The sequence below is a fragment of the Nesterenkonia sandarakina genome (genome assembly GCF_014138825.1).
Taxonomy (GTDB): Bacteria; Actinomycetota; Actinomycetes; order Actinomycetales; family Micrococcaceae; genus Nesterenkonia; species Nesterenkonia sandarakina.
Genome location: NZ_JACJIH010000001.1, coordinates 1230092 through 1254748 on the forward strand (window position 1 = coordinate 1230092; position 24657 = coordinate 1254748).

Here is a 24657-nt window from a genome sequence, read left to right on the forward strand (position 1 = left end):
GTCATGGTGTCTTCCTCCGCCTCCACTGCCGCTCACCGGCGGCCGCGCCCCAAACGGCCGGCCACCTCGCTGACGGTGCTGGTCCTGCTGGTCGCCCTTGCCGGTGCAGGCGGGGCGCTGCTGCGTCTGGTCGTCGGGGAGCTGATCCCGGAGCAGGGGATGAAGTTCCCCTGGACCACCTTGGCGATCAACCTCAGCGGCTCAGGGCTGCTGGGGCTGCTGATCGGGGCTGCCCGGGCCCGCCCGAGCACACCAGACTGGGTGGTGCCCACTTTCGGCACGGGTCTGCTGGCCTCCTACACGACCTTCTCTGCGGTGATCCTGGCGGTGATGCCCTCGATGCCCGGGGCGGCCTACGACGGGCTCCGCGTGGTGACCTATGTGAGCCCCGGTGCCATGGAGATGCTCACCTACCTCTTCATCAGCGTCCTGGGCAGCACCGCCGCCGCTGCGGCGGGACTGACCATCAGCCGGGCGCTGTTCGGTCAGCTCGGCGCCGAATCCGCCGATCTCGGTGTGAGCAGCGAGGGTTCCCATGGATCCTGAGATGAGCCTGCGCGTGGTCCTGGGGGTCGCCGCGGGCGGCGCCGTCGGGGCGGTGCTGCGCTTCCTGCTCGACCGCTACCTGCGCGCCGGGATCCTGCTGGCCAACGTGCTGGGCTGCCTGGTCCTGGGGTACCTCTTCGGGGAACTGACCTGGCTCGCCGAGAACGGCGGAGCGCCCGGCGGCGCAGTGCTCACGGCGCTGCTCTCCGAGACCGGCTCCACGGTCCTGGCGATCGGGGCCCTCGGCGCGCTGAGCACCTTCGCGACAGTCTCGGTCCGGGTGGCACAGACCTGGATGGCTGGCCGGCAGCTGCGCGCAGCTGGGATCTGGGTCGCGCACGTGGGTCTGGGCTTCGCGGCGGCGGCAGCAGGCATTGCACTGTCCCGAATCTCGGGTCTATACTGAAAAGTCCGCTCGCGAGCTGCTGGTGAGTGGGAAGAGTTCTTCGGGACTCGTTGATAACAACATAAGGGGACGATCGGTTTCGACGATCTGAGTTGATCATGGTGAAGCGGGTCGAGGATGCAGAGTGACCTCGTAAATACTTCTCTGCAAAACAATAAGTGCCGAAACTAAGCGCACTGACTTCGCCCTCGCTGCCTAAGCAGCGACGCGAGTCTGTCAGCCTGGGTCTGCTATCGACCCAGATCCTGGCATCAGCTAGATAGCCACTGGTTCCAACTCCTCGTCGTGGGGAGTTGGGTCGACAATTCACACGACTGGGCCCGTCAGCTGCTTGTCTGCGTGACGGCTGGGGCCGAGAAAATCTATCAGCAGACTGCACCCGGAGAAGCCCATGTGAATCCAGATCGGACGCGGGTTCGATTCCCGCCGTCTCCACTTCTCAGCCCGAGCAGGCCCAGCCTGCTCGGGCTTTTTTTGTGCCTGGCGTCGCTGAGGCGGGCCGGTGCCCCAGTGTGCTGGCGCCCTGGCGCCCCGGTGTGCGCGTGTTCCCGTGGGGCTCAGAAGTCCCGGGCAGACTCCGGCATCGAGCTGCTCACTCTGATCAGGTGGGTTCGCCGGATCAGCCGGATGGTGGGGCGCACCATGAGCAGCACACTGCCGAGAAGGAACAGCCACGTGCCTGCGGTCATCGTGGACTCGCTGAAGAAGAAGACGCTGCCCACGGTGAAGGCCAGCGCGATCAGGAAGTCGTTGACGATGCTGAGCGTCTCGTAGCGACGCCGGATCACCAGTTCCTCGTGCCCCAGGTGCAGGACCAGATCAGGATCAGTCATGGAGCCAGGGTAGCCGCGCGCGCCAGGTGCCGGGCAGACCTGATTCCGCGCTGCATCTTCGATGGACCCGGGCGAGTCGGCGTAGTATCCGCAGGGTCCCTGATTCTTCCTTGAAGGAGCCCGATGAGCACCCCCTTCTACCGCCCGCTCTCCCCCACCTGCGGCCTGCGCGTCTCTCCGCTCGCGCTGGGCACGCTGCCTTTCGGCGGCGCCAACGGCATGAGCCATATGGGCAACCTCGGCCCCGACGACGCCGCGGTCCTGCTGGATCGCTCCCTCGACGCCGGGGTCAATCTCTTGGACACGGCCAACCTCTATTCTCTTGGCGTGGCCGAGGAGGTGCTGGGCGAGACCCTGGCCCGCAGTGGCCGCTATGACCAGTTCCTGGTCACCACCAAGGCCCGGATGGTGATCGGAGACGGACCCAACGACGGCGGCGCCTCCCGCTGGCATCTGCTCCAGGAGGTCGAGAGCTCGCTGCGTCGTCTCCGACGGGATCACATCGACCTGTTCTACCTCCACCACTGGGACGGCGAGACACCCCTGGAGGAGACGCTGCAGACCATGGACGGGCTGGTCCGCGCGGGCAAGATCCGGTACTACGGGGTGTCGAACTACACTGCCTGGCAGCTGATGAAGGCCCTGAAGGTCTGTGAGGTCAACGGGTTCATCAAGCCTGTGATCCAGCAGATCCACTACTCGCCGCTCTCTCGAGAGGCGGAGTACGAGATGATCCCCGCCGGGATCGATCAGGGCATCGGCACCCAGGCGTGGAGTCCGCTGGGCATGGGGCTGCTCACCGGCAAGTTCCGCCGCGACCGCCGCCCCGAGTCGGGTGCGCGGATGGTCGACGGTGACGGCTCTGAGCTCCGGGTCGCGGACTGGGAGAAGCTCTACCGCGTCGTCGACGTCCTCGATGAGGTCGCCCAGCGCAGGAACGCCACCATTCCTCAGGTGGTGCTCGCCTGGCTGCTGACCCGCCCGGGAGTGACCAACCTTGCCGTGGGAGCACGCACCCTGGAGCAGTACGAGGACCTGCTGGGCAGCCTCGAGCTCACTCTGGACGAGCAGGACCGCCGCGCGATCGACGACGCCGGCCGTCCGGCCCTCGCCTACCCGTTCTGGCACCAGGCGGACATGGCCAGCGAGCGGATGAGCCCGGCGGATGAGTCGATCATGGCCACCACGAAACGTGAACTCGCTGAGACGATCGGCGAGTAGTCAGCTGACGTCCAGCTCCTGCGGACAGGATCCAAGGGTGCCCTGACTAGTGTGAACTCTAAAGATCTCAACAGAGAGGCAGCAGATGACGACGAATGAGAACGATCCTGGGAACAATAGGCCGCAGGCCGAGGGGCACGGCCCGGCCGGCACAGACGATGCCGCGCCGCTGGAGACTCCCCCGCACCAGCGCGGTGGCGGGAACCAGAACACCCACGGTGAGCACCACCGCGACGAGGCGGCTCGCAATCCGGGGCTGGATCCGGAACCCACCGAGACTCCGGGATTGGAGGACGGCGGCAGCGTGAAACCCGGTGACACCCCGCCGGATTCGAACTCGGCCACGGCCTCCCCCAAGCAGGACGCACCGACCAAACCGCCGAAGTCGAATCTGGTGATGACGGCTGTCATCATTGCGATCGTCGTGGTGGTGCTGCTGATCTTCGTGGGCTACATCGCGGGGCTGCTCGACTGAGACGGCCGCTGACTCACGGGAGTGTCAGGACGACCGCAGGTTTCGGTAGCGCATTGCGCGTTGGGCCTCGCGGTTGTCCTGTTTCTCTCGGAGGGTCTGCCGCTTGTCGAATTCGCGCTTGCCGCGCGCGATGCCGATCTCGACCTTGGCCCGGCCGTCCTTGAAGTAGAGCGAGAGCGGCACGATGGTCAGGCCCGGATCCTCGATCTGACGCGAGATCTTCACGAGCTCCTTGTGATGGAGCAGCAGTTTGCGCTTGCGCCGCGCTGAGTGGTTGGTCCAGGTGCCGTTGAGATATTCCGGGATGTTGACCTGTTCAAGCCAGAGCTCCCCGCCGCTGGAGAATCCGGCGAACCCATCGGTGAGGTTGGCTGTGCCTTCGCGCAGCGACTTCACCTCGGTGCCGCTGAGCACCATTCCGGCCTCGTACTTGTCGAGGATCTCGTAATCGTGTCGCGCGCGGCGGTTCGTGGCCACGATGCTGTTGTTCGGATCGCGCTCTTTCTTCGCGCCCTTCTTCTTCGCCACCGTGTCACCTCCGCCATGAATCGCTGATCTCGGCGTTCTTCTGCAGTGGCCAGAAGAGCCGACCTTCGATCATACACGCAGGTATCGGCGCACTGTGACCCAGGAGGCGATGATCGCCAGGACCACGGCGATCCCCAGCAGCCCCGGCATGATCACCCAGGACTGCCCCGAGTCGATGAAGCGGATGCTCGGGACCTGCTGCGCCATCCACTGGCCCAGCACGAACTCGGCGACCACCCAGGTGGCCGCGCAGGCCAGGAGCCCGCCCAACAACGCTGCGATGACGCCCTCAAAGACGAAGGGCATCCGGATCATGGACTTGGAGGCACCGACCAGGCGCATGATGCCCGTCTCTCGGCGCCGGCTGAAGGCAGAGAGTCTGATGGTGGTGGCCACCAGCAGCAGCGCACAGACGATCATCACCCCCGCGATGATCAGCGCCACCAGGGTCAGCCCGTTCAGGATGCCGAAGATCTGGTCCAGCACCTCCTGCTGATCCGCCACAGACTCCACTCCGGGGGCGGACCCGAAGAGCTCGGTGACCACTGGGAACTCTTCCGGATCCTCGAGCAGCACCCGGTAGGACTCCGGCATGTCTGAGGCGGTCAGGGACGCGGTCTGGGAACTCTCCCCCCGGCTCTCCAGAAGGTCATCGAGGGCTTCCTGCTGGGTCTCGTGGCGGTAGCTGGCCACGTACTGACTGGCCGCACCGTCGCTGAGTGTGTGCTCCAGAGAATCTCGCTGATCTGCGCTCACGGCACCCGTGGGGCAGGCCGACTGCGGGGAGTTCTCGGTGCAGAGGAACACCGAAAGCTCCAGACGATCGTAGAAATCGTCGGTCATCTGACTGACCTGGGTCTGCATCAGTGCCGCGGAGCCCACGAAGGTCAGCGAGATGAAGGTGACCAGGATGACGGAGGCGACCATGGCGACATTGCGTCGCAGCGAACTGAAGGTCTCGCTGAGCATGTAGAGAAGGCGGTTCATCCGTCCCTCCTCAGGCGGCGCATGATCGATCGGCGCGACCGAGGTATGCCGAGGTGTTCGGCGGTTCGACGCGCGTCGGTGTAGGTGGACTGGGAAGCAGAGGACATGGGCTTGGGCACCGGGCGCTCCTCCGGGACGGGGTACACCTCAGGTCCACTCTCCGATGCGGCGGGGTGTTCAGCCGCGTCTTGGGACTGCAGGTCCTGTTCGGGGGCCGGATCTTGCTCCTGAGCAAGATGATGGTCGCGCTCTGGGCCTTGCGAGAGCTCAGGGTCCTGGTTGAGCTCAGGGTCTTCTGCGATTACTGGGTCTTGCTCGAGCCCTGGGTCCTGCTCGAGCACAGGATCGCGGCCGTCTGCTGGATCCCCATCGAGCACCGGGTCCTCAGCAGGCACCGGGTCGAGTCGGGACTCTGGTGCGCGCGGTGGGCGAGGTGAGGGCGGGTCCAGGGTGAAGATGGGGCGGGCAGGTGCCTGCGTCTCCGCGGGCCGGTGGTCCGGTCGCTGCGGGCTCTCTTCTTCGGCGTGCGCGAGCCAGGACAGCCGAGGCCTGGGCTGCGCAGGGGTCGCGGGCGTGAGCGGAACACCGGAGGGCTCCGGACCCTGCGGGCCTGATCGCGACGAGTCCTGGTCCGAACCCGAACGGTCGCCATTGGCATGGTCGGGCTCTGCGCCGAGGTCGCTGCGGAGGTCCTGATCCGGGTCTGGGTACTGCTCCGGGTCTGGATCCTGCTCCGCGCCTAGATCCTGCTCCGCGTCAGTGAACTTGTCCGGGTCCAGGTCTTGGTCCAGGTCCTGGTCCGGGTCGAGGTCCTGATCGTGGTGCCGAAGATCGGTCTCGACGGCCTGCGGGATCGGCATGATCTCCCCCGTGAGCGGCTCCTCGAGCTCAGGCTCCTCCTCCGCCTCGGTGAAGCCGTCCTGGTCCAGGTCCGGCAGCTCGGTGCCGTCGAAGTCTCCATGCGGCTCGGGCACGTCGTGGCCGTGGACGTCCTCGCGGAGATGATCCGGCCAGGTGACGCTGAAACCGGTCTCCGGCACGAACTCGGACTCGTCCTCGTTGACGTCCGGGGCGGTGTCTGCGGCGTCATGGAACTCGTCATCGGGCTCCTGCTCGGTCTCCCCCTCGACCCCACGGTGCCGGCTCGACTCATCGGCCGGACCTTCCGAGAAGGGTTCGTCCAAGATTGCGGCCTCCGACATCGGGGCGTCCCGGGTCGGTTCGTCGAGGACCGGTTCGTCGAGGATCGGGGCGTCCAGGGGCCAGGCGTCATGCCGCTCATCGCGCATACCCGGATGCTCGTGCTGCGCAGCGCCGGCGTCGTCGATGTGCACGTCGTTGCCGCCGTGGTGATCGAAGTCCAGTTCACGGAGCGCGGGACTGGACTCAGCCGTCTCCTGGAGCACCGGATCCTCGTCGAAGGCGAGCACCGAGGGGTCCTCCCCGGGCGCCATGACCTGGTCCTCGGGGTGGTCACCGACATGATCGATGGACTCGTCACGGGATTCCACGAAGTGATGGTCCTGAGTGTCAGGCTCCCAGGTGTGGTGCTCCCCGTCCTGGAACGAGTCGTGCTCGGCAGCGCCATCAGCCGCGGCGCTGCCCAGGGCCGGGGCCACCGCGGTCTTCAGCGGTGCGGGGTCGTGGGCGCGCAGTCCGGATTCACTCTCCTCCTGGGCGAGCACGTCCCAGGCTTCGGAGCCTTCCGGTGCGTCGTAGAAGCCATGGGCCTCGTCGCGGACCAGGCGGCCGCGGTGCAGCTGCACGACTCGGGTCTGTGCGTGATCGACGATGGCGCGGTCGTGGGTGGCCATGATCACGGTGGTGCCCGAGGCGTTGATCCAGCGCAGGACCTTCATGACCTCCGCGGAGGCGCGCGGATCGAGGTTGCCGGTGGGCTCATCGGCGAGCAGGATCGCCGGGTCATTGACGATGGCGCGGGCGATGGCGGCACGCTGCTGCTCACCGCCAGAGATCTCATGCGGGTAGCGCTTGGCGAGGTGGGCGAGCTCGACCTTCTCCAGGACCTTGGTGACGCGCTTGCGGATCGCCCCGCGCTTGGCGCCGAGGACTCGCATCGCGAAGGCGACGTTGTCGAACACGGTCTTATCCGGCAGCAGACGGAAGTCCTGGAAGACCATGCCGATGCTGCGGCGGAAGTCTGGGACCCGGCGGTCGAGCATCAGTCCGAGGTTCTGTCCGGCCACGGTGACCTTCCCGCGCTGGGGCAGACCTTCCCGCAGGATCATTCGCAGCAGGGTGGACTTGCCCGAGCCGGAGGCGCCGATCAGGAACGCGAAGTCACCACGGTAGAACTCCACGGTGACGTCATCGAGCGCCGGTCGCCCGCCTGCTTCATATCGACGGGTGACCTCTTCGAATCGGATCATTGATCAGTCGTCCTCGGCCGCGGTCTCGTTGCGCCAGCGGATCCCGGTGTCGATGAAGCCGTCGAGGTCTCCATCGAGCACGGACTGGGTGTTGCCGACCTCGTGCTCGGTGCGCAGGTCCTTGACCATCTGATACGGGTGCAGCACGTAGGAGCGGATCTGATCACCCCAGGATGCCTTGATGTCCCCGGCGAGCGCCTTCTTCTCGGCGGACTCCTCGGCCTTCTTCAGCACCAGCAGGCGGGCCTGCAGCACGCGCATGGCGGCGGCGCGGTTCTGGATCTGGGACTTCTCATTCTGCATCGAGACCACGGTGCCGGTGGGCAGGTGGGTGATGCGCACCGCGGAGTCGGTGGTGTTCACCGACTGTCCCCCGGGCCCGGAGGAGCGGAACACGTCGATCTTGAGGTCGTTCTCGTCGATGTCGACGCTCTCGGTGTCTTCGAGCAGCGGGATGATCTCCACTGCGGCGAAGGAGGTCTGCCGGCGCCCCTGGTTGTCGAAGGGGCTGATCCGCACCAGACGGTGCGTGCCGGCCTCGACCGAGAGGGTGCCGAAGGCGTAGGGAGCGTTGATCTCGATGGTCGCGGACTTCAGCCCGGCCTCCTCCGCATAGGAGGTGTCGAGCACCTTCACGTTCCAGCCGCGGCGCTCGGCCCAGCGGGTGTACATGCGCAGCAGCATCTCGGCGAAGTCAGCGGCGTCCACACCGCCGGCGCCGGAGCGGATGGTCATCACGGCGTCGTACTCGTCGTACTCCCCGGAGAGCAGGGTGACGATCTCCAGAGACTCCAGCGCCTTGTGGATCGAGGCGACCTCGGCGGTGGCGTCGGCGAGGACCTCGTCGTCGCCCTCCTCCTTGGCCATCTCGACCATCATCTCGACGTCGTCGATCCGGGTCTCCAGGCGCTCCAGCCGCTCCAGCTCGGTCTGCGCATGGCTGAGCTGGGAGGTGACCTTCTGGGCGTTGGCCTGGTCGTCCCAGAGATCGGGCGCGACAGCCATATCACTGAGCTCCACGATCTTCGCCTTGAGCTTTTCAACGTCGGTGACCTCCGTGATGCGGCGCAGGGTATTGCGCAGGTCACGGATTGCGGTGGGGAAATCAGTCTCAGCCATAACAGCACTACAGTACCGTCGTCTGGGACTTCACCGGTTGAGACTCACCCGGGCATGGGACTCCACGCTGATCGGCACCCGGGCCGGCAGGATCACCGAGACCAGCGGCAGGTCGACGACGGCGGCCAGCTCCACGTGCGCGGTCTCCCCCGCGTCGCTCACCCAGGCACGGGAGACCGAAAGGTCACCGAACCGGCTGTGCGCACCGGAGACGGTGAGGTATTCCTGAGCCTGTGCGCGCACCTGGTCGCCGCTGACCCTCGGGGTGGGCCCGTCGGGACCCTGTTCAGCAGCCTGGGCGGCGGCTGATGCTGCGCCGTCGGCGGCTGAGAGCAGCTTGCGCGCCTCCAGGTTCACCGCAGTCGCCCCGGCCATCACGGAGACCAGCAGCAGGACCATGAGCAGCAGCCCCAGGATCAGGACGCTGGCCTGTCCGGCTTCCTCGGCCTGCAGCTGGCGCGTGCGGGAGCCTCTGTGGTGCGGCCGGGGCCGGCGCCGTGGAACCGTCCGGGGAGCCACCGGCTCAGCCCGCCCTGACCTGGGCGGAGGTTGCGGAGACCGTGACCAAGGTCGACCGCCAGCTCCCGATCTCCGGGACCAGCGGCACGGGCACCTGAACTTGCACGGTGAAGGCGACCACGTCGCCGTCGTCCTCGCAGCCCCCGGAGGGACAGGACATGGTGATCCGCGCCTGGTCGGGACTGATCCCGAAATCGGCGAGCGCCGCCGACGCCGCTGCCTGGCTCCTCGCTGAACGCTCCCCCGCCCCCAGGTCCTCGCCGCCCAGAACGTACATCTTGGCGGCCTGGTCCGACGCTCCGAGGCTGGCGTAGGCAGCGGACTGGACCGCTGCGACCCCCAGGATCAGGTAGATCACCGGGATCAGCACCAGCACGGTGAGCATGACGAACTCGACCAGCGTGGATCCTGACTCGTCTTCCATCAGCCGCAGCCTGCGCTGCGGCCGCACTCCGCGAAGCACGGTCCTCGACTCATTCGAAGTCATAGGCGCTGCCTGTCACCTCGAGCTGGCCGACCCCGGGGAAGAGTCCCAGCACCGGGACCTGAGCCTGGACCGTGATCCGCAGCGTTTGACCCTCGGCTTGGGCCACATATTCGTAGCCCACAGCTTCGGCGTAGCGAGCGGAGATCGAGGATTCGATCAGGGCCTGGGTGCGCTGGACCCCGTCCTCGGCGGTGCGGTCCTCAAGCACGCCGAAACGTGCTCCGGTGGATGCCGCATCGATCAGGGTGTTGCGCACGTGGATCATCAGGGTCAGCTGCAGCAGCGCAAAGCTCAGCAGCACCAGCAGCGCGGAGACCATGGCGAACTCTGCCGTGGCGGCACCGCGGTCGTCCAGCGCACTGTGTCCTGGCACCGCCGCATGGCGTCCTGCCGACTCAGCGTGAGACCTGGTTGATGGCATCGTTGAACAGCCCCTGCAGTGCCGGTTGCGCGATGGCCAACAACCCCGCCACCAGCACTGCGCTCATCAGGGTGATCATCACCCAGCCGGGCACGTCCCCGCGCTCTTCCTCCCGGATGCATGCTGCGGCCCTCGCCGTGTGCTGGGCGATTCTCTCTTCATGCGACATGTTCTTCCCCTTCTCCTGTGGTGTCTTTGTTGGTGCCTGTGCAATGAGCTTCTGTGTTGGACGCCTGGTGGTTCGCAGTTCAGATGCCGATCTCCAACAGCGAGAGTCCCGGGTAGATCGCGAAGAGCACCGTCAGTGGCAGCACTCCGAAGACCAACGGAATCAACATCCCGATCTCCTTCTTCCCCGCCGTTTCGATGAGCTCACGCCTGGCCAGCTCACGGACATCGTGGGCCTGAGCGTGCATGACCTCCGCCAGAGGTGTTCCCCGCTCCATCGCGACGATGATCCCTTCCAGGAATCGCGAGATCGGCGCGGACCCCACCCGAGTCGACATGTGCTTCAACGCCGTGGAGAAGCTGGTGCCGGCTTGGGTCTGGTGCAGCACTCGGATCAGCTCCAGGGCCAGCTCTCCTCGTGCCAGTCGTCCCACACGCGAGAAAGCCCCGGGAGCCCCTTCCCCGGCGCTGACGGCCAGCGCGATCATCTCCGCGATGGTCGGGAACTCCGCGAGCATGCGCGCCTGTCGACGCCGGACCTGGCCGGTGAGCAGATTGTCGCGCAGCGCCACACCGGCCCCGGCAAGTCCCAGCACGATGACGGCCGCGGAGATCCCGTTGACACTGCCCGCCCAGGCCCCGAGCAGACTCAGCACGGTGCCGAGCAGCGCCCCGAGGACTCCGAGGCCCAGTTGTTGGAGGCGATAGTCGCTGGGGCTCAGTCGCGAGTTCGCCTGACCGAGGCGGTGACGCAGCTCTTCGGCGTCGAGGCCGAAGCGATCCAGGTGCCGACCCGCCTGGCGGATCGGCGGTGTGAGCATCCTGGCCAGAGCTCCGAGCGCCAAGGTGGACTCCACGCCGGGTTCGGTGAGCGCGAACCGCGCGTCTGTGAAGCGCAGATAGGGGGCCACCCGGTTGGAGAAGCTGGGCCGGTTGTTCACTGGAAGGGCTCGGAAGATCATGAGCAGCCCGACCCCCAGGAGCATCCCGCAGATCAGCACCCAGCCGAACACCGCATGATTCACGCCAGCACCCTGACTTCCTGGGGCAGAGCACCGATCCGCAGCATCAGGCGGTAGCACACCAGGGACACGAGAAGTCCCGCACCGAGCACGAACATGCCGGTGGCCCCGCGGTAGGCCTCGGCTGCCTCTTGCTGAAGGCAGAGCAGCAGCACCACGATCCAGGGCGCGGCCACAGCGAGCTTGGCTGCGTTCACGGTCCACGACTGGCGCGCCTCCAGCTCGCTGCGCGTCCTCGCGTTCTCTCGGAGGAACTCAGCCAAGGTGCTCAGCAGCCTGCCCAGATCCGAGCCTCCCACTTCGCGGGTGATCAGCAGGGCAGCCACGATCCGATCCCCCACCGGATCAGCGAGGCGCTGCTTGAGCCTCTCCAGCGCAACTCTCAGCGTCTGTCCCGCCCGGTAGTCCTTGGCGAACTCCTCGAACGGGGCGCGCAGCGGTTCCGGGCCTGTGATGCCGAGCTGGATCAGCCCTTCGGGCAGCGACATCCCCGACCTGACCGCTGAGCGAAGATGATCCACGGCATCTGGCCATATGCTGCGCAGCACCTCTCGACGCTTCCCTGCCTGCCAGCGCAGGGCCACCACCGGCAGCATCCCCGCGAAGACGGCGAAGCACAGCGCCAGGGGGATCGCGGCGGTCAGCACCAAGACGACCAGGAATGCCGAACTCGCGCAGACCAGGACCCCGGTGAAGACCCCCGTGACCGGGATTCTGGGGTGTCCGGCCTCGTCGAGAAGCTTGCGGACTCTCTTCTTCCGCACTCGAGGAGCTGCGACCTTCGCGGTGCGGGCCCAGAAAGAGGCATAGATCAGCAGCAGGCCGAATCCCAGTCCCAGTCCGAGCAGCAGGCTCATGCCCGCGTCTCCGCCCGAGCGAATCGTGCCTGGTGTCTCGGCGAGAGCTTGGGGAGATCGAAGACCGCTGAGTCTGTGACCGTGAGCTCACCGTCGGTCATGTCGAAGAGCAAGGTCGCCTCGATGGTCTCGGCCTCTACCCTGCTCCCCACAGCAAGGATCTGGGCGACATGACGGCTGCCGTCGCGCTCACGCACGCAGTGCACCACGAGATCCAGGCAGGACGCCACGGTGGGCAGGATGAAGCTGCGAGAGATGTTCTCCCCTGCCAGCAGCGGCAGCGTACAGATCTTGGTGAGCGCGTCCTGGGCGCTGTTGGCGTGGACCGTCGCCATCCCTGGCAGGCCTGCGTTCAGCGCAATCAGCATGTCGAGACTCTCGGCTTCTCGGACCTCCCCGACGATGAGCCGATCAGGACGCATGCGCAGCGCCTCCTTCACGAGGCGACGCAGGTGGATCTCCCCTTCGCCCTCGAGATTGGACTGACGACATTGCATGCCCACCACGTCGCGAAGCGGCAGCTGCAGCTCGAAGATCTCCTCCACCGTGACGACACGCTCCCGCGGCCCGATGGCGGCCGAGAGGCAGTTCAAGAGGGTCGTCTTGCCGGACTGCGTGGCACCGGAGACCAAGATGTTCAGGCCACTGTCGACGCAGGCCTCCAGGAACTCCGCGGCCAAGGTGCTCAGGGAGCCCCGCCGGACCAGGTCCTGGAGCGTCTGGGCGCGCGCGATGAACTTTCGGATATTGACAGCCCAGTGGCGGCGGGTGATGTCCGGAATGACGACGTGCAGACGGGAGCCGTCCGGCAGCGTGGCGTCCACGAACGGGGAAGACAGGTCCAGACGGCGCCCTGAACTCTTGAGCATGCGCTCCACGAGATCGCGGACGCGAGATTCACTCAGTGAGATGGAGGTGAGCTCAGAGCGTCCAGCCCTGGCAACGAACACCGCGCTGGGCCCATTGATCCAGATCTCCTCGACCGAGGGGTCTTCCAGGAGCGGCTGGAGCTCTCCGAAACCGGCCACGGCCGCGACCACGTGCTTCACAGCCTGCTGGACGGGGCCGATGAGCGGCAGGGCGGTCACCATGGAGCGTCGGTCGTATTCCACGACGGCCGCCTCGACCAGCTCCTGGACTCCGAGCGGATTCTCAGCAGGGTCCAGCCCACGGTGGCGGATCTGTTCCCGCACCTCATCTTCAACGATCGTCAAAGCATCCACAGGCTAGGCCTCATCTTTGATTCCAATGTGGTGAGATCACGATAGCCAGCCCGGCACAAACTGACCAGAGATTGTTCAATATCTGTGGAAATCACGCCACGATCACGGGTTCTCCACAGCTGGCCGCCCACCGTGGGACCACCGGGTCCCGAGTCATAACCTCGGTGCAGCATCCCGCCCGCCGCCTGGGGTGTGAAGGCGCAGCTTCAGGACGGGAAGGATCTCAGGTGATCGCGACACCTTCAACAGCCCTGGCCTGCACCCTTGTGCATGCTCCCGGGGCGGTCCCGGAGTCGTTCTGGAACCTGCTGCACCGGGAGGCGGGCGGTGCCCATCCGCATGAGGTGAGGATCTTGCTGGAGGGCTCGGCCACTCCTTCCGGGGTGCAGATCTATGAAGCACTGTCTGCATGGATCCGCAGCGTCCAGGCACGCCATCCCTCGACCTCGCCAGGGCGGTCGGTCAGTAGTGCCCCGAGCTGGATCGCGACCCTGGATCGAGTTCCGCTACAGGATCACGGGACGGGGTCCGCAGCCATCCATTCCGGAATGGTCGTGACGCTGCACCCGCGCGCCGGTCGACGCCCCACGGGTCGGCATGGACCCTCTCGGCTGCGCCTGTGCGTCGGCGCGGGCCCGGACTCAGGGTGGTTGGTGAACCTCCCGCGGGGCGTCCATGTGTTGGGTCGAGGCACTGGGCAGCGCGGCGCGGCAGATATCCGCATCAATGACCCTCTGCTGGAACCCTCCCATGCCAGGATCATGGTCAGCTCGTCTGAGGTGACGCTGACTCGCCCGGAGGCAGCGGTGAAGCTGAGGATGAGCACCGATGCACTAGTCGACCTCGGCAGCTCTCGCGTCCAGCTGGCCCAAGAACCGCCGACGCCGACACCGGACGCCGCGTGGCCCCTGCCACCGATGACCATCACGGAGGAGCCACCCTCAGGGCGCCACCGCAGAATTCTGCTGATGTCCCTTGCACCGTTGGTCATCGGGATAGTGCTCGTCCTGGTCACCGGCATGTGGTTCTTCCTTCTCTTCAGCGTCCTGTCGGCGGTCATCGCGGGAAGCACGGTCGTCGACGGACATCGGAAGCGGCGCCGATTCCGCCGCGCGGTTCGCGCCGCGGCCGCCCAATGGGCGCATCGACGCAAGGCGCTCCTGCCCACTCCGGGACACGCCGTGCGCGCGCTGCGCGCCGGGGGCCGCCCCCGCGGGGCGTTCACAGCCGCCGGCGGCATCGTCGTCGCCGTGGGCGAGGCGAGGATCGAGGTCGACCTGGACTGCAAGGTTGAGCCCGGACCAGATCTGCCCGAGGCGCGCGTCGCCACCGCAACGGCGATGTCGCTCCTCGGGTCGGAGTGCACGGTCTTCCTGGGACCGAAACGTGAGCAGCTCAGTGTGCTGCGCTGGGTTCTGGCTCAGCTGACGCACCATCTTCATCCCGGCCCTGAGCTGCTGCTCACCGCAGGTCCTGCGGAAAGCACCGACGCTCGGCTGGCTGACCTGGTAGATCTGACGGAACTGCGCGACTACCCCCGCGTCACCATGGCCTCCGGGGACAACCTGCAGGCGTCGCTGCAGCTTCGAGAGTCACGCTCGGCCATGGATCCAGCGTCGGTTCTGCTCAGTCTGACTGGGCTGGAACCGGCCCAGCTCAGGGCGGCGCTCGCCGCGGGCTGGCACGTCATCCTGCTCAGCACCCCTGCCGGCACCCAAGCGCTGCGGACACCGGGGGGCTGGCCACAGCTGCCTGCACCGCTGGACGGCGGATGGCAGGTGAACCTCACCTCCGGGGAAATTCACCGGATCGAGGCAGGCACCGCACGGAGCATCGCCACTGATCTGCTCCCCGATGGACTCTCCAGGAGAACCCTGCACGAGCACCTCAGGCTGGGGCTGCGGCACAGCGCGAGGCCGACCGACGACGGCGGCATCCCCCTGCACTACGCCACGCCCCTGCCCTTTCCCCTCATGACGCACAGCGCCCAGCTGAGTCTGCGAACGCTGCTGGGCCGCAGCGCCTCCGAGGATGAGTTCCTTGACCTGGTGGAGGACGGGCCGCATATCCTGCTCGCCGGAACCACGGGGGCCGGGAAATCGGAGCTCCTGAAGTCCATGCTGCTCGGCTGGGTGGCGAGATACGGCCCCGAAGAGCTGAACCTCCTGCTCTTCGACTTCAAAGGTGGATCCACCTTCCAACCGCTGGTGGGACTGGAACACACCTTGGGACTGGTCACGGACCTCACGCAGGCCCAGTCGGAGCGTGCGCTGGAAGGCGTACGGTCCGAGCTGACCCGTCGCGAACAGCTGTTCTTGGAATCCGGTGCCACAGACTTCGCCGATTACCGGAAATCGCATCCGGATGCCCCACTGGCCCGGCTCCTTGTCGTCATCGACGAGTTCCGGGTCTTCACGCAGGAACTTCCGGCCGCCATGGACGAACTGATGCGACTGGCGACCCTGGGGCGATCACTCGGCCTGCACCTGATCCTCGCCACCCAGCGTCCGCAGGGGGTCGTGACCGCAGACATCCGTGCGAACATCGGCTCCATCATCTGCCTGCGGCTGCGCAGCGAGGACGAGGCACGTGATCTGGTGGGAACCCCCGAGCCAGGACGTATCCCACGCCAGATCCCTGGGCGTGGGGTGATCCAGCGCCCAGGTGAACCCCCGGTGGGGTTCCAGGGGGTGCAGCTGCTGGACGCTTCGGTGAAACTCCGGGCACGACCGGAGAAGTCACCGGCGTCATCCGCGCCAGGGTGGCGGGAGACCACGCCGGACCTGGTCAAGGTCTTGGACGGGCATATGCTCGAACAGCTCCGTCGCCGACCGCACACGCCGATCTGTCCGGGACTGCCAGAGACTCTGAGTGCACCACTGCCTGCTGTAGAGGTCCAGTTCGGTCTGATCGATGATCCGGGGCATCAGAAACAGCACCTGCTCCGCCTAGACCTGGGGGAAGGCCAGGGCACCGCCCTGCTGGGAGAGGCCGGATCTGGGGGCACTGCGGCTCTGCAGTGCCTGGTGCGCCAGCTCCTGGAACTCACCCATGAGGTCCACGTCTATCTGTTGGACGGCGATCACAGCCTCGAGAAGTTCCGCAGACACCCCCGCGTCGGCTCCTGGGTCACCACCGATCACCCGCAAGAGGCCCAGCACCTGGTCCAGGAACTGCACCGCAGGGTCACTCGCCGGCGGATCGCCCTGCCCCCGGGGCAAGTCCCGATGATCCTGGTGATGTCGGGGCATTCACGGTGGCACGGGGTGGACCTCACGATCGGCGGCAGTGGGTTCGAACAAGGACTCGGGGCGCTGATCACTGAGGGCGCTGGCTTCGGATTCAGCGCCCTGATCAGCGGTGGCCGTGACCTGGCGCTCGGCAAGCTGGGCTCGCGGCTCCCTCGCCGGGTCTACCTTCCCTACGGCGTGTCCGAGGAGATCCGCTACCTCTGGCCGAAGCTTCGCGTCACAGACCGCCTGCCCGGTCGCGGTGTGCTCGTCAGCCCCGATCACCCACCGCCAGGTCTCGCGATCCAGCTTGTGACCGACGTCCTTGATCACCGACAGAGGAGGACGCCGCCCAGAGTTGCCGAGTCAGGGCGCGCGTCCATGCTCACGGTGCACCCCCTCCCGGGGTCGGTCGAGCTCCCGGCGTCAGATCCTCCGTCGGGGGCGCTGACGCTGGGGCTTCGGCAGTTCACCCACGCGCACGCCCTGCTGGAGGATCGCTCATGGCAGGTCGGACTGATCCTCGGGGCGGCACAGACCGGGAAGACCAACGCACTGCGCGTGATCGCCGCCCAGCGGCACTGCTGGACTCTGAAGCAGTTGGCCGAGGCCACGGCCTCAGAGATCAGCCGTCCCGAGATTCCGAAGCTCCTGCTGGTCGACGACGCAGACCGCTGCACCCCGGTCGAGCACCGGAGCATCGAAGAGTGGCTCAGCTCCGGAGGCAAGGTGCTGGCCACGGCGGCACCTCACTTCAATGTCTTCAGCCAACTTCCCTGGGCCTACCGAGCTCGAGGGGCAGCGGCGAACTTCCTGCTCAGCCCGATGAGCAGGGCACAGGGAGACGCCTTCGGAGCCTCGGTCCCCGTCCTGACCCGACTGACCCCCGGACGCGCAGCCTGGATCGGGGTGGAGGGGGTTCAGATCATCCAGTGGTGGAAGCACCAGGATCTCTCGGTTCCCTGAGCGGCGAAAGTCGCAGGGCGCTGCTTCTCTGCACTCTCGACACATCGGTCTCGCGGATCCGATGTGGCTTTCCAGCATTCACGCAGGTGGGGGGACTATCAATGAGGAGCACGACACAGCCACTGGCCCCACTGGAACGAAGGAACCACCATGAACTCCCGTTGGAACAACTCCTCGGCCCTGCTCTCCGTCGCCGCTGTCTCCGCTCTCGCCCTGACCTCCTGCGCCAGCGACGAGCTGGGCACCGAGGACGACGACGCGCAGCCCACCGCCACCGTGACCGAGACCGTCGAGGCCGAACCGACCGAGGAGAGCACCGACGACGCCTCGGACGCGGCGGAGCCCACTGGGGAGCCTACGGACACGGACGATGCCACCGAGACCGATGATGCAGCCACCGATGAACCCACCAGCGATGACTCGGCCACCGATGACTCAACCGCCTCCGATGAGGACGCGATCTATCAGGCGGTGGACGCGGTGGAGCAGGAGTACCCCGACGCCGTCGTCCTGGATCTCGACACCGAGTCCAGCTACTACGAGTTCACGATCTTCGAGGGTGGATCCGAGTGGGACCTCGAGGTGGACCGGGAGAGCTTCGAGATCAGCAACACCGAAGAAGACGACATCGACTCCGACGATCAGCGCAACGCCGAGGCGGTTGAGATCGAGTTCGCCGACGCGCTGCGCACCGCCGCAGAGGAGGCCGACGGGACCCCGGAGCAGGCAGAGCTCGATGATGAGAACGGCACGGTGACCTGGGAGATCGAACTGGACAACGGCAGCGAGGTCCACGTGGACGTCGCCAGCGGGGAGGTCGTCAACCCGGGCAGCTGACATAGACTGGGCTGATCGAAGCTTCAGTCGATCAGGGCAGAGAAGGGGTGGCGTCGTGACGGCAGGACCCACAGACTCCACTGGCGCGCACCCTCATGAGACGGTAGCTGCTGCCCCCGATGAGCCCGCAGTGGCCTCCTCAGAGGAGACCGCGGCGACCCGCTCGGAGGAGACCGCAGCGCCCCGCGCCGCAGGGCCGGCACCAGAGACACCGGGGGCCAGCTCTGAGCGTGAGCCGCGCGGGCGCCACGACCTCACCGGCTCCTCCCCCAAGGCCCGGGCCTGGCGGTCCTTCTTCGAGACCTCAGCGATCATCAGCGATCGGATGGAGAAGCGGCTGCACTCCAGCACCGGGCTGCGACTGACCGATTACAACCTGATGCTGCTGCTCGCCGAGGCGGAGGGCAACCAGCTGCGCATGGGAGAACTCGCCGCCGGGATGGTCTTTTCTCCCTCCCGGCTCTCCTACCAGGTCAAGTCGCTGCAGAAGCGGGGGCTGATCGATCGTTTCGCCGACACCGAGGACCGGCGCGGCATGACGGCCCAGCTCACCGAAGAGGGGCACCGAGTCTTCGAGCAGGCTTCCCGGCTGCACGCCACGCACATCAAGCAGCTCTTTCACCCCGCCGTGGACGACGCCGAGGCGGAGGCGCTGCGGGAGATCTGCGAGCAGATCAAAGACACCGTGGCAGCGGCCGACAAGTCCTGACCGGACCTGATCACAGCACGTCTGCCGGGGCCGACAGTGTGGCTCAGCGCGCCAGCTTGACCTGGACCGAGTCCGCGCGCTCACGCAACATCTGCACCTCACCCAGGGCGGCCTGCACGCTGGCCAACGCCAGCCGAGCATCCACATCATCGGCTCCTGGCACCAGCACCACCCCGATGCTCAGCTCCGGCCCGCTGCCGCCACCGGGTACCGCGTCTCCCGCCGCGGTGCGGGTCCCCACGCCGTCGCCGGGCTGCAGCTGCAGCTGGACCACCCCTGGGCAGAGGTCCAAGATGCCGCCCAGCGCCTCGGCCAGCTCAGGGTCCTGATAGGAGGGCACCCAACCGGTGGCCTGCGCGAGGGCTTCCACCGCCGGGCGGCGCAGCACGAAGCTCAGCTCGGATCCGGGGTCGAGCACCGCCAGCTCGGCTCCCTCGGCCAGGGCGGCGAGCATGATCCGCTCGGTCTCAGCCGCCACCGGCCGGGCCTTGTCATGCCAGGCGGTGAGCGCCTCCACGGAGCTGAAGACCGGCATGGTCTGGCGTCCGTCGCGGCTGGTGATGCTGATCAGGGTGATATCCGCCTGCTTGTCCCCCACCGGTGCGTTCTGCTCCCCGGGCCCACTCGGGACGGGCTCGGCCTCCTCGGCCAGCTCCGCGAGGACCGGCACGAAGAGTCGCTGTCCGGCCAGGGCGTTGACGAACCCGGCTTCGTCGAGCTCCCCGGCGAGCAGCCGCTCGCGGGCGGAACGGACCGCCTCGGTGGCTAGGCCGTCGTCGCCGTCGAAGGTGTGCAGCGGATTGCCATCTCCGGAGAGGTCCCGATTCTCCCAGGGCACGCCCGCAGAGTCCGCCGGTCGGCCGTGTTCATCCCGGGCCTGCCGCTGCAGCAGGGCAGCGATATGACCGGGCAGATCCCTGCTGGCGGCGTCGTTCTGGCTCATGCGGAGGCTGCGGCCACCTTCAGGGCATCCGGGAACTCGAACTTCCCGGCGTAGAGCGCCTTGCCCATGATGGCACCCTCCACCCCGAGGGAGACCATCTTCGCCAGGGCCTCGATGTCCTCCAAGGACGAGATGCCGCCGGAGGCGACCACGGGCTTCTTGGTCTTGGCGCAGACCTGGGCCAGCAGCTCGGTGTTGGGGCCGCGCAGCGTGCCGTCCTTGGTGACGTCGGTGACCACATAGCGCGGGCAGCCGGAATCTTCCAGGCGCTGCAGCACCTCCCAGATGTTGCCGCCCTCGCGGGTCCAGCCGCGGGCGGCGAGGGTCTCTCCGCGCACGTCCAGGCCCACGGCGATCGCGTCGCCGTGGCGTTCGATGGCGCGGGCGGTCCATTCCGGGTCCTCCAGCGCGGCGGTGCCCAGGTTGACCCGGGTGGCGCCGAGTTCCAGGGCGCGGTCCAGGGATTCGTCGTCGCGGATGCCGCCGGAGAGTTCGATCTTCACGCCGAGCTCCTTGACCACGCGGGCCATGATGTCGCGGTTGTCACCCCGTCCGAACGCTGCGTCGAGATCCACCAGGTGGATCCACTCCGCGCCCTGCTGCTGCCAGTTCAAGGCGGCTTCCAGCGGGTCGCCGTAGCCGGTCTCCGAACCGGCCTCGCCCTGGACCAGGCGGACAGCCTGACCATCGGCGACGTCGACGGCGGGCAGGAGTTCCAGCGCGGGAACGGTGGCGGTGGACGCGGAGGGCTCAGTCATGGATCGTGATCTACTTTCGGCTGGGTGGATGGCTGGAGGAATCGGTGCGGAGTATCAGACGGCGGTTCAAGCGTGGCAGAGCCCCGGGGGGTCCGGCGCTCAGAGTCTCAGCAGCTGGGTGGCCCAGGGTCAGAGGCTCAGGATCCAGTTGCGCAGCAGCTGCATCCCGGCGTCCCCGGACTTCTCCGGGTGGAACTGGGTGGCGGAGAGCGGCCCGTTCTCCACTGCGGCGATGAAGTCAGTGCCGTGGTGACTCCAGGTCACCTTCGGCGGGTTCATCGACTCGATGGACTGATCGAAGTCCCAGGACTGCACGGCGTAGGAGTGCACGAAGTAGAACCGTTCATCCTTCAGCCCCTCGAAGAGCACGCTGTCCTCGGGAGGGCGTACGGTGTTCCACCCCATATGCGGCACCACGGCGTCCTCAGGCAGGGCGGTGACCTCACCGGGCCACTCCCCCAGGCCCTCCGCGGGGATGCCGTGTTCCACGCCGCGGTCGAACATCACCTGATGGCCCACGCAGATGCCGAGCACCGGGCGTGACCCGGCGATCCTGCGCCCGATCCAGCGCGGACCGTCGATCTCCCGCAGCGCCGACATCACCGCCGCGAAGGCGCCCACCCCGGGGACCACGAGGCCGGAGGCGTTGAGCACCGACTCGGTGTCCTTGGTCAGGGTGACCTGCGCACCGGCGCGCTCCAGGGCCCTGACCGCGGAGTGGATGTTTCCGGAGCCGTAGTCCAGGACGACGACGTCGGGCTTGCCGCTCACAGGGCACCCTTGGTGGAGGGGATCTCATCGGTGCGCGGGTCAGACTCCATGGCCTCGCGCAGCGCCCTGGCGAAGGCCTTGAACTGGGCCTCCACGATGTGGTGCGGGTCGCGACCGCCGAGCAGCGTCATGTGCAGGCAGATCCCGGAGTGGTAGGTGATCGCCTCGAAGACGTGGCGGGTCATGGACCCGGTGAAGTGTCCCCCGATGAGGTGGTACTGCTGACCTTCGGGCTCCCCGGAATGCACCAGGTATGGCCGGCCGGAGACGTCGACCACGGCCTGGGCCAGCGCCTCGTCGAGCGGGATCGTGGCGTTGCCGAAGCGGCGGATCCCGCGCTTGTCCCCCAGCGCGACGCGCAGCACCTCGCCCAGGACGATCGCGGTGTCCTCCACGGTGTGGTGCACGTCGATGTGGGTGTCTCCGGAGGCCTCGACATCAAGGTCGATCAGGGAGTGCCGGGACAGCGCGGTGAGCATGTGGTCGTAGAACGGCACGCCGGTGCTGATGTTCGAGGTGCCGGTCCCATCGAGGTCCATCCGGACCTTGACGCTGGACTCGCTGGTGACACGTTCCATCTGGGCGATGCGCCCAGAGATCAATTCTGCTCCCATAACTCCTGCTTGGTGGTGGGGTACGCCAACTCTTGAGTCTACGCGGTGGTGCTGGTGATGAATCGCTGCAACGAGGCCAGGAAGTCAGAGGTCTCCTCCGCGGTGCCTGCCGTGACGCGCAGGTGCCCGGGGATGCCGACATCGCGGATCAGGATGCCGTCGTCCAGGAGGTGCTGCCAGGCGGCCTTCTCGTCGGCGAGCCCTCCGAAGAAGACGAAGTTCGCATCCGAGGGCGCCGGGTGCAGCCCCATCTGTTCCAGACTGCTCACGATCCGGTCGCGCTGCTCCTTGATCCGTTCCACGTTGGCCATCAGCGTGGCCGAGTGGTCCAGGGCAGCGACGGCGGTCGCCTGCGTCACCGCGGAGAGGTGATAGGGCAACCGGACCAGTCGCATGGCGTCGGTGACCTCAGGGGCGGCGGCCAGGTACCCCAGTCGACCCCCCGCCAGGGCGAAGGCCTTGCTCATGGTGCGCGAGACGATCAGCTTCTCCCGCCCGGGCAGCAAGGCCAGCGCCGACCCGGTGCCGGACTGGCGGAACTCGCCGTAAGCCTCGTCCACGACCACCATGGTCTGTGACTCCTCGGCCGCGGCGTAGGCCGCTTCCACGGTCTCCAGGGAGAGCGCCGTGCCGGTGGGGTTGTTCGGAGAACACAGGATCACCACATTCGGGCGGTGCTCCCGGATCTGCGCGGCGACATCCTCGGGGGTCTGCGTGAAGTCTGCAGCGCGGGTGCCCGCGATGTACTCGCTGTAGGTGCCGCGCGCATAGAGCGGGTACATGGAGTACGTGGGCGGGAAGGCCAGCACCGAGCGGCCGGGACCGGCGAAGGCCTGCAGGATGTGCTGCATGATCTCGTTGGAGCCATTGGCGGCCCAGATGCGCTCGGCCGTCAGCTCAGCAGGCTGGGCTTCTGAAGCGAGATCTCTATTGAGGTACTCGGCCAGCTTGTCCCGCAGAGCCGAGAATTCCCGGTCCGGGTAGCGGTTGAGATGGGCGGCCGCGGCGCGAACCTCTTTGCCGATCGCGTCCACGACGTCGGCGGGGACGTCGTAGGTGGTCTCGTTGACATTGAGCATCGCCTTCACGCTCAGCTGCGGCGCCCCGTAGGGTTCTTGACCCTGGAGCTCCTCGCGCAGCGGCAGACGGGACAGGTTCCGGGAGCGAGATGAAGTCACCGCAATATTCTAGCGGGGTGCGCCGCTCCGACCTCCGGGACAGGAAACCTTCTCAGTCCACCGGGACGAAAAGCTCCTGGCCGGGGGTGAGCTCGGAGCCGCTGAGGTCGTTGAGCTCAGCGATCTGTCCGATGAGGACCTGGGTGCGTTCGTCTGACTCCACGGAGGCCGCCACGCTCCAGAGCGTGTCCCCCGCTCCAACGGTGACCACCTGGGCCTCCACGCCGGGGGCCTCACTCGAGGAGGCCTGCGCCTGGTTCATCCATGAGGCTGCCAGGATCAGCGCCCCGAGGAGCGCCATCGTCAGGGCGGCCAGGACAGGAAGGCCCAACAGGAGGAAGCGACCGCGACGGGTCAGGTGCACGCCCGAGGCAGGAGCAGAGTCGGCGGGTGCGAATCCAAGCTGTGCTGTACTCATGGTAAAGAACCTCTCATTCGAACGTGTGTACTATTTCTAGCACATAGTTTCGAAACTTGGCCAGACTCGCCGCAGATTTGATGGAATCTCTCTACGATTTCGAGTAACCTGAGCGCCATGTTCGAAGTGATCTTCGAAGCGAATCTCACTGTGAACAGTCCATCAGCAGGGTCTGACATGGATGCTGACACGGGGCCGGCACAACTACGGAGGCAGCAATGGCGCGCAACACCCAGGACTCATCAGCAGCGCCGCGATTGACGGATCGGCAGCGGCAGATCGTCGACGTCATCCAGGAATCGCTGGCCGAGCGCAGCTATCCGCCCTCCATGCGGGAGATCGGTGACGCCTGCGGGCTGGCTTCGCTCTCCTCGGTGACGCATCAGCTGGCTCGTCTGCAGGAGATGGGATACCTCATGCGGGTCCCCGGACGCCCCCGGGCCATGGAGGTCCTGCGCGACTCAAGCGGCGCGCTGGTGCTCGGCGAACCTTCCCAGGAATCAGACTCACCCACCCATGACGCCGTGGTGGACCTCCACGGCTACCGGGAGGAGTCGGACAGTCGGATCGCGGAGATCCCTGTGGTGGGACAGATCGCTGCGGGTGGTCCGATCTTGGCCGAGCAGCGGGTCGAGGACATCATGCCGCTTCCCCGCCAGCTCACCGGCGAGGGCGAACTCTTCATGCTGCAGGTGCGCGGTGATTCCATGATTGAGGCCGGCATCTTCGAAGCCGACTGGGTCGTGGTGCGACGTCAGAGCACGGCCGAGAACGGTGACATCGTCGCCGCCCTGTTGGACGATGAAGCCACCGTGAAGACGCTCAAGCGCCGGGACGGCCATGTGTGGCTGCTGCCCCAGAACCGGCAGTACGAGCCCATCCTCGGCGACGAGTCCACCATCATGGGCAAGGTCGTCACGGTGCTGCGCAGCCTCTGAGTGACCGCAACCTCTGAACAGCCGCCGCACCTGAACGACGGCGGCCACTCGACGGGACAGCGCGCCTGAACGACGGCTACCCCGGTACGGGCC

General features: G+C 66.8%; 26 protein-coding genes and 1 other RNA gene. 9 read left to right on the forward strand and 18 right to left on the reverse strand.

Annotated elements, in window-relative coordinates; translation table 11 throughout:
- Positions 1–3 precede the first annotated feature (3 nt).
- From HNR24_RS05555 to ssrA, 3 genes are all read left to right on the forward strand, one after another.
- On the forward strand, positions 4–546 hold the full coding sequence (locus HNR24_RS05555; RefSeq protein WP_182495247.1) for a fluoride efflux transporter FluC: 543 nt from the start codon (positions 4–6) through the stop codon (positions 544–546).
- A complete protein-coding gene (locus HNR24_RS05560) occupies positions 536–952 on the forward strand; it encodes a fluoride efflux transporter FluC (RefSeq protein WP_083504827.1) in 417 nt (138 codons plus the stop codon). The genes HNR24_RS05555 and HNR24_RS05560 overlap by 11 nt, the downstream gene beginning before the upstream one ends.
- 65 nt (positions 953–1017) lie before the next feature.
- Positions 1018–1390, forward strand: a transfer-messenger RNA (tmRNA) gene (gene ssrA, locus HNR24_RS05565).
- A 119-nt stretch (positions 1391–1509) separates the two neighbouring features.
- Here ssrA and HNR24_RS05570 read toward each other — a convergent pair.
- Positions 1510–1785, reverse strand: coding sequence for a YrhK family protein (locus tag HNR24_RS05570; RefSeq protein WP_182495248.1), 276 nt, complete (start codon positions 1783–1785; stop codon positions 1510–1512).
- Positions 1786–1908: 123 nt separating this feature from the next.
- Here HNR24_RS05570 and HNR24_RS05575 point away from each other — a divergent pair, with 123 nt between their 5' ends.
- Together HNR24_RS05575 and HNR24_RS13790 are read left to right on the forward strand one after the other, a co-directional pair.
- The gene (locus tag HNR24_RS05575; RefSeq protein WP_182495249.1) at positions 1909–3006 is read left to right on the forward strand and encodes an aldo/keto reductase; all 1098 of its coding nucleotides are present in this window, start codon (positions 1909–1911) and stop codon (positions 3004–3006) included.
- An 85-nt stretch (positions 3007–3091) separates the two neighbouring features.
- A complete protein-coding gene (locus HNR24_RS13790) occupies positions 3092–3481 on the forward strand; it encodes a DUF6480 family protein (RefSeq protein ID WP_220477163.1) in 390 nt (129 codons plus the stop codon).
- Positions 3482–3505: 24 nt separating this feature from the next.
- Here the strand turns inward: HNR24_RS13790 and smpB are convergent, their stop codons facing one another.
- The 11 genes from smpB to HNR24_RS05635 form a co-directional block, all read right to left on the reverse strand.
- Positions 3506–4009, reverse strand: a complete 504-nt coding sequence (gene smpB, locus HNR24_RS05585; protein WP_058888691.1) for an SsrA-binding protein SmpB — start codon at positions 4007–4009, stop codon at positions 3506–3508.
- Positions 4010–4078: 69 nt separating this feature from the next.
- Positions 4079–4996 carry a permease-like cell division protein FtsX gene (gene ftsX, locus HNR24_RS05590; RefSeq protein ID WP_058888690.1) on the reverse strand — a complete coding sequence of 306 codons (918 nt, stop codon included), beginning with the start codon at positions 4994–4996 and terminating at the stop codon, positions 4079–4081.
- Positions 4993–7386 carry a cell division ATP-binding protein FtsE gene (gene ftsE, locus HNR24_RS13795; protein ID WP_220477164.1) on the reverse strand — a complete coding sequence of 798 codons (2394 nt, stop codon included), beginning with the start codon at positions 7384–7386 and terminating at the stop codon, positions 4993–4995. The genes ftsX and ftsE overlap by 4 nt, the downstream gene beginning before the upstream one ends.
- Positions 7387–7389: 3 nt before the next feature.
- Positions 7390–8505: a peptide chain release factor 2 gene (gene prfB, locus HNR24_RS05600; RefSeq protein WP_058888689.1), complete on the reverse strand. Its 1116-nt coding sequence runs from the start codon at positions 8503–8505 to the stop codon at positions 7390–7392.
- Between the two features lie 30 nt (positions 8506–8535).
- Complete coding sequence (locus HNR24_RS05605; protein ID WP_182495250.1) at positions 8536–9024, reverse strand: hypothetical protein; 489 nt, start codon at positions 9022–9024, stop codon at positions 8536–8538.
- A gap of 4 nt (positions 9025–9028) precedes the next feature.
- Complete coding sequence (locus tag HNR24_RS05610) at positions 9029–9511, reverse strand: hypothetical protein (RefSeq protein ID WP_157075439.1); 483 nt, start codon at positions 9509–9511, stop codon at positions 9029–9031.
- Positions 9498–9884: a TadE/TadG family type IV pilus assembly protein gene (locus tag HNR24_RS05615; protein WP_058888686.1), complete on the reverse strand. Its 387-nt coding sequence runs from the start codon at positions 9882–9884 to the stop codon at positions 9498–9500. The genes HNR24_RS05610 and HNR24_RS05615 overlap by 14 nt, the downstream gene beginning before the upstream one ends.
- A 22-nt stretch (positions 9885–9906) precedes the next feature.
- Positions 9907–10101, reverse strand: coding sequence for a hypothetical protein (locus tag HNR24_RS05620; RefSeq protein WP_182495251.1), 195 nt, complete (start codon positions 10099–10101; stop codon positions 9907–9909).
- A gap of 79 nt (positions 10102–10180) precedes the next feature.
- A complete protein-coding gene (locus tag HNR24_RS14245; RefSeq protein WP_182495252.1) occupies positions 10181–11125 on the reverse strand; it encodes a type II secretion system F family protein in 945 nt (314 codons plus the stop codon).
- Positions 11122–11979: a type II secretion system F family protein gene (locus HNR24_RS05630; RefSeq protein WP_058888619.1), complete on the reverse strand. Its 858-nt coding sequence runs from the start codon at positions 11977–11979 to the stop codon at positions 11122–11124. The genes HNR24_RS14245 and HNR24_RS05630 overlap by 4 nt, the downstream gene beginning before the upstream one ends.
- Positions 11976–13202: a TadA family conjugal transfer-associated ATPase gene (locus HNR24_RS05635; protein ID WP_058888618.1), complete on the reverse strand. Its 1227-nt coding sequence runs from the start codon at positions 13200–13202 to the stop codon at positions 11976–11978. Before HNR24_RS05635 ends, HNR24_RS05630 begins: the two co-directional genes overlap by 4 nt.
- A gap of 968 nt (positions 13203–14170) precedes the next feature.
- Between HNR24_RS05635 and HNR24_RS05640 the strand changes: the two genes are divergently transcribed.
- From HNR24_RS05640 to HNR24_RS05650, 3 genes are all read left to right on the forward strand, one after another.
- Positions 14171–17398: an FtsK/SpoIIIE domain-containing protein gene (locus tag HNR24_RS05640; protein ID WP_182495253.1), complete on the forward strand. Its 3228-nt coding sequence runs from the start codon at positions 14171–14173 to the stop codon at positions 17396–17398.
- A gap of 150 nt (positions 17399–17548) precedes the next feature.
- Positions 17549–18235, forward strand: coding sequence for a PepSY domain-containing protein (locus HNR24_RS05645; protein WP_182495254.1), 687 nt, complete (start codon positions 17549–17551; stop codon positions 18233–18235).
- A gap of 130 nt (positions 18236–18365) precedes the next feature.
- Positions 18366–18944 (forward strand): MarR family winged helix-turn-helix transcriptional regulator, encoded by a 579-nt coding sequence (locus HNR24_RS05650; protein ID WP_310735395.1) that lies wholly within the window; start codon positions 18366–18368, stop codon positions 18942–18944.
- A gap of 43 nt (positions 18945–18987) precedes the next feature.
- Here the strand turns inward: HNR24_RS05650 and HNR24_RS05655 are convergent, their stop codons facing one another.
- The 6 genes from HNR24_RS05655 to HNR24_RS05680 form a co-directional block, all read right to left on the reverse strand.
- Positions 18988–19887, reverse strand: a complete 900-nt coding sequence (locus tag HNR24_RS05655) for an SseB family protein (RefSeq protein ID WP_182495255.1) — start codon at positions 19885–19887, stop codon at positions 18988–18990.
- A complete protein-coding gene (gene priA, locus HNR24_RS05660; protein ID WP_182495256.1) occupies positions 19884–20645 on the reverse strand; it encodes a bifunctional 1-(5-phosphoribosyl)-5-((5-phosphoribosylamino)methylideneamino)imidazole-4-carboxamide isomerase/phosphoribosylanthranilate isomerase PriA in 762 nt (253 codons plus the stop codon). The genes HNR24_RS05655 and priA overlap by 4 nt, the downstream gene beginning before the upstream one ends.
- Before the next feature lie 129 nt (positions 20646–20774).
- On the reverse strand, positions 20775–21416 hold the full coding sequence (hisH, locus tag HNR24_RS05665; RefSeq protein WP_058888613.1) for an imidazole glycerol phosphate synthase subunit HisH: 642 nt from the start codon (positions 21414–21416) through the stop codon (positions 20775–20777).
- Positions 21413–22030 (reverse strand): imidazoleglycerol-phosphate dehydratase HisB, encoded by a 618-nt coding sequence (gene hisB, locus HNR24_RS05670; RefSeq protein ID WP_182495257.1) that lies wholly within the window; start codon positions 22028–22030, stop codon positions 21413–21415. Before hisB ends, hisH begins: the two co-directional genes overlap by 4 nt.
- A gap of 38 nt (positions 22031–22068) precedes the next feature.
- Positions 22069–23208 carry a histidinol-phosphate transaminase gene (locus tag HNR24_RS05675; RefSeq protein ID WP_182495258.1) on the reverse strand — a complete coding sequence of 380 codons (1140 nt, stop codon included), beginning with the start codon at positions 23206–23208 and terminating at the stop codon, positions 22069–22071.
- 52 nt (positions 23209–23260) lie between these two features.
- Positions 23261–23626, reverse strand: coding sequence for a LysM peptidoglycan-binding domain-containing protein (locus HNR24_RS05680; protein ID WP_182495259.1), 366 nt, complete (start codon positions 23624–23626; stop codon positions 23261–23263).
- 218 nt (positions 23627–23844) lie between these two features.
- On the opposite strand from HNR24_RS05680, the gene lexA reads away from it, so the two are divergent.
- Positions 23845–24564: a transcriptional repressor LexA gene (gene lexA, locus HNR24_RS05685; RefSeq protein ID WP_182495260.1), complete on the forward strand. Its 720-nt coding sequence runs from the start codon at positions 23845–23847 to the stop codon at positions 24562–24564.
- The last annotated feature ends 93 nt before the right edge of the window (positions 24565–24657 follow it).

Excerpts from the sequence above, each read along its gene's own strand:
- HNR24_RS05575 (WP_182495249.1), top strand. The coding sequence starts at position 1,909 with ATGAGCACCCCCTTCTACCGCCCGCTCTCCCCCACCTGCGGCCTGCGC.
- hisB (WP_182495257.1), bottom strand. The coding sequence starts at position 22,030 with ATGGGAGCAGAATTGATCTCTGGGCGCATCGCCCAGATGGAACGTGTC.
- HNR24_RS05630 (WP_058888619.1), bottom strand. The coding sequence starts at position 11,979 with ATGAGCCTGCTGCTCGGACTGGGACTGGGATTCGGCCTGCTGCTGATC.
- HNR24_RS05640 (WP_182495253.1), top strand. The coding sequence starts at position 14,171 with ATGTCCCTTGCACCGTTGGTCATCGGGATAGTGCTCGTCCTGGTCACC.
- lexA (WP_182495260.1), top strand. The coding sequence starts at position 23,845 with ATGGCGCGCAACACCCAGGACTCATCAGCAGCGCCGCGATTGACGGAT.
- prfB (WP_058888689.1), bottom strand. The coding sequence starts at position 8,505 with ATGGCTGAGACTGATTTCCCCACCGCAATCCGTGACCTGCGCAATACC.
- HNR24_RS05570 (WP_182495248.1), bottom strand. The coding sequence starts at position 1,785 with ATGACTGATCCTGATCTGGTCCTGCACCTGGGGCACGAGGAACTGGTG.
- priA (WP_182495256.1), bottom strand. The coding sequence starts at position 20,645 with ATGACTGAGCCCTCCGCGTCCACCGCCACCGTTCCCGCGCTGGAACTC.
- HNR24_RS13790 (WP_220477163.1), top strand. The coding sequence starts at position 3,092 with ATGACGACGAATGAGAACGATCCTGGGAACAATAGGCCGCAGGCCGAG.
- HNR24_RS05655 (WP_182495255.1), bottom strand. The coding sequence starts at position 19,887 with ATGAGCCAGAACGACGCCGCCAGCAGGGATCTGCCCGGTCATATCGCT.
- HNR24_RS05620 (WP_182495251.1), bottom strand. The coding sequence starts at position 10,101 with ATGTCGCATGAAGAGAGAATCGCCCAGCACACGGCGAGGGCCGCAGCA.
- HNR24_RS05560 (WP_083504827.1), top strand. The coding sequence starts at position 536 with ATGGATCCTGAGATGAGCCTGCGCGTGGTCCTGGGGGTCGCCGCGGGC.
- HNR24_RS05645 (WP_182495254.1), top strand. The coding sequence starts at position 17,549 with ATGAACTCCCGTTGGAACAACTCCTCGGCCCTGCTCTCCGTCGCCGCT.
- HNR24_RS05555 (WP_182495247.1), top strand. The coding sequence starts at position 4 with ATGGTGTCTTCCTCCGCCTCCACTGCCGCTCACCGGCGGCCGCGCCCC.
- ftsX (WP_058888690.1), bottom strand. The coding sequence starts at position 4,996 with ATGAACCGCCTTCTCTACATGCTCAGCGAGACCTTCAGTTCGCTGCGA.
- ftsE (WP_220477164.1), bottom strand. The coding sequence starts at position 7,386 with ATGATCCGATTCGAAGAGGTCACCCGTCGATATGAAGCAGGCGGGCGA.
- HNR24_RS05610 (WP_157075439.1), bottom strand. The coding sequence starts at position 9,511 with ATGACTTCGAATGAGTCGAGGACCGTGCTTCGCGGAGTGCGGCCGCAG.
- HNR24_RS05680 (WP_182495259.1), bottom strand. The coding sequence starts at position 23,626 with ATGAGTACAGCACAGCTTGGATTCGCACCCGCCGACTCTGCTCCTGCC.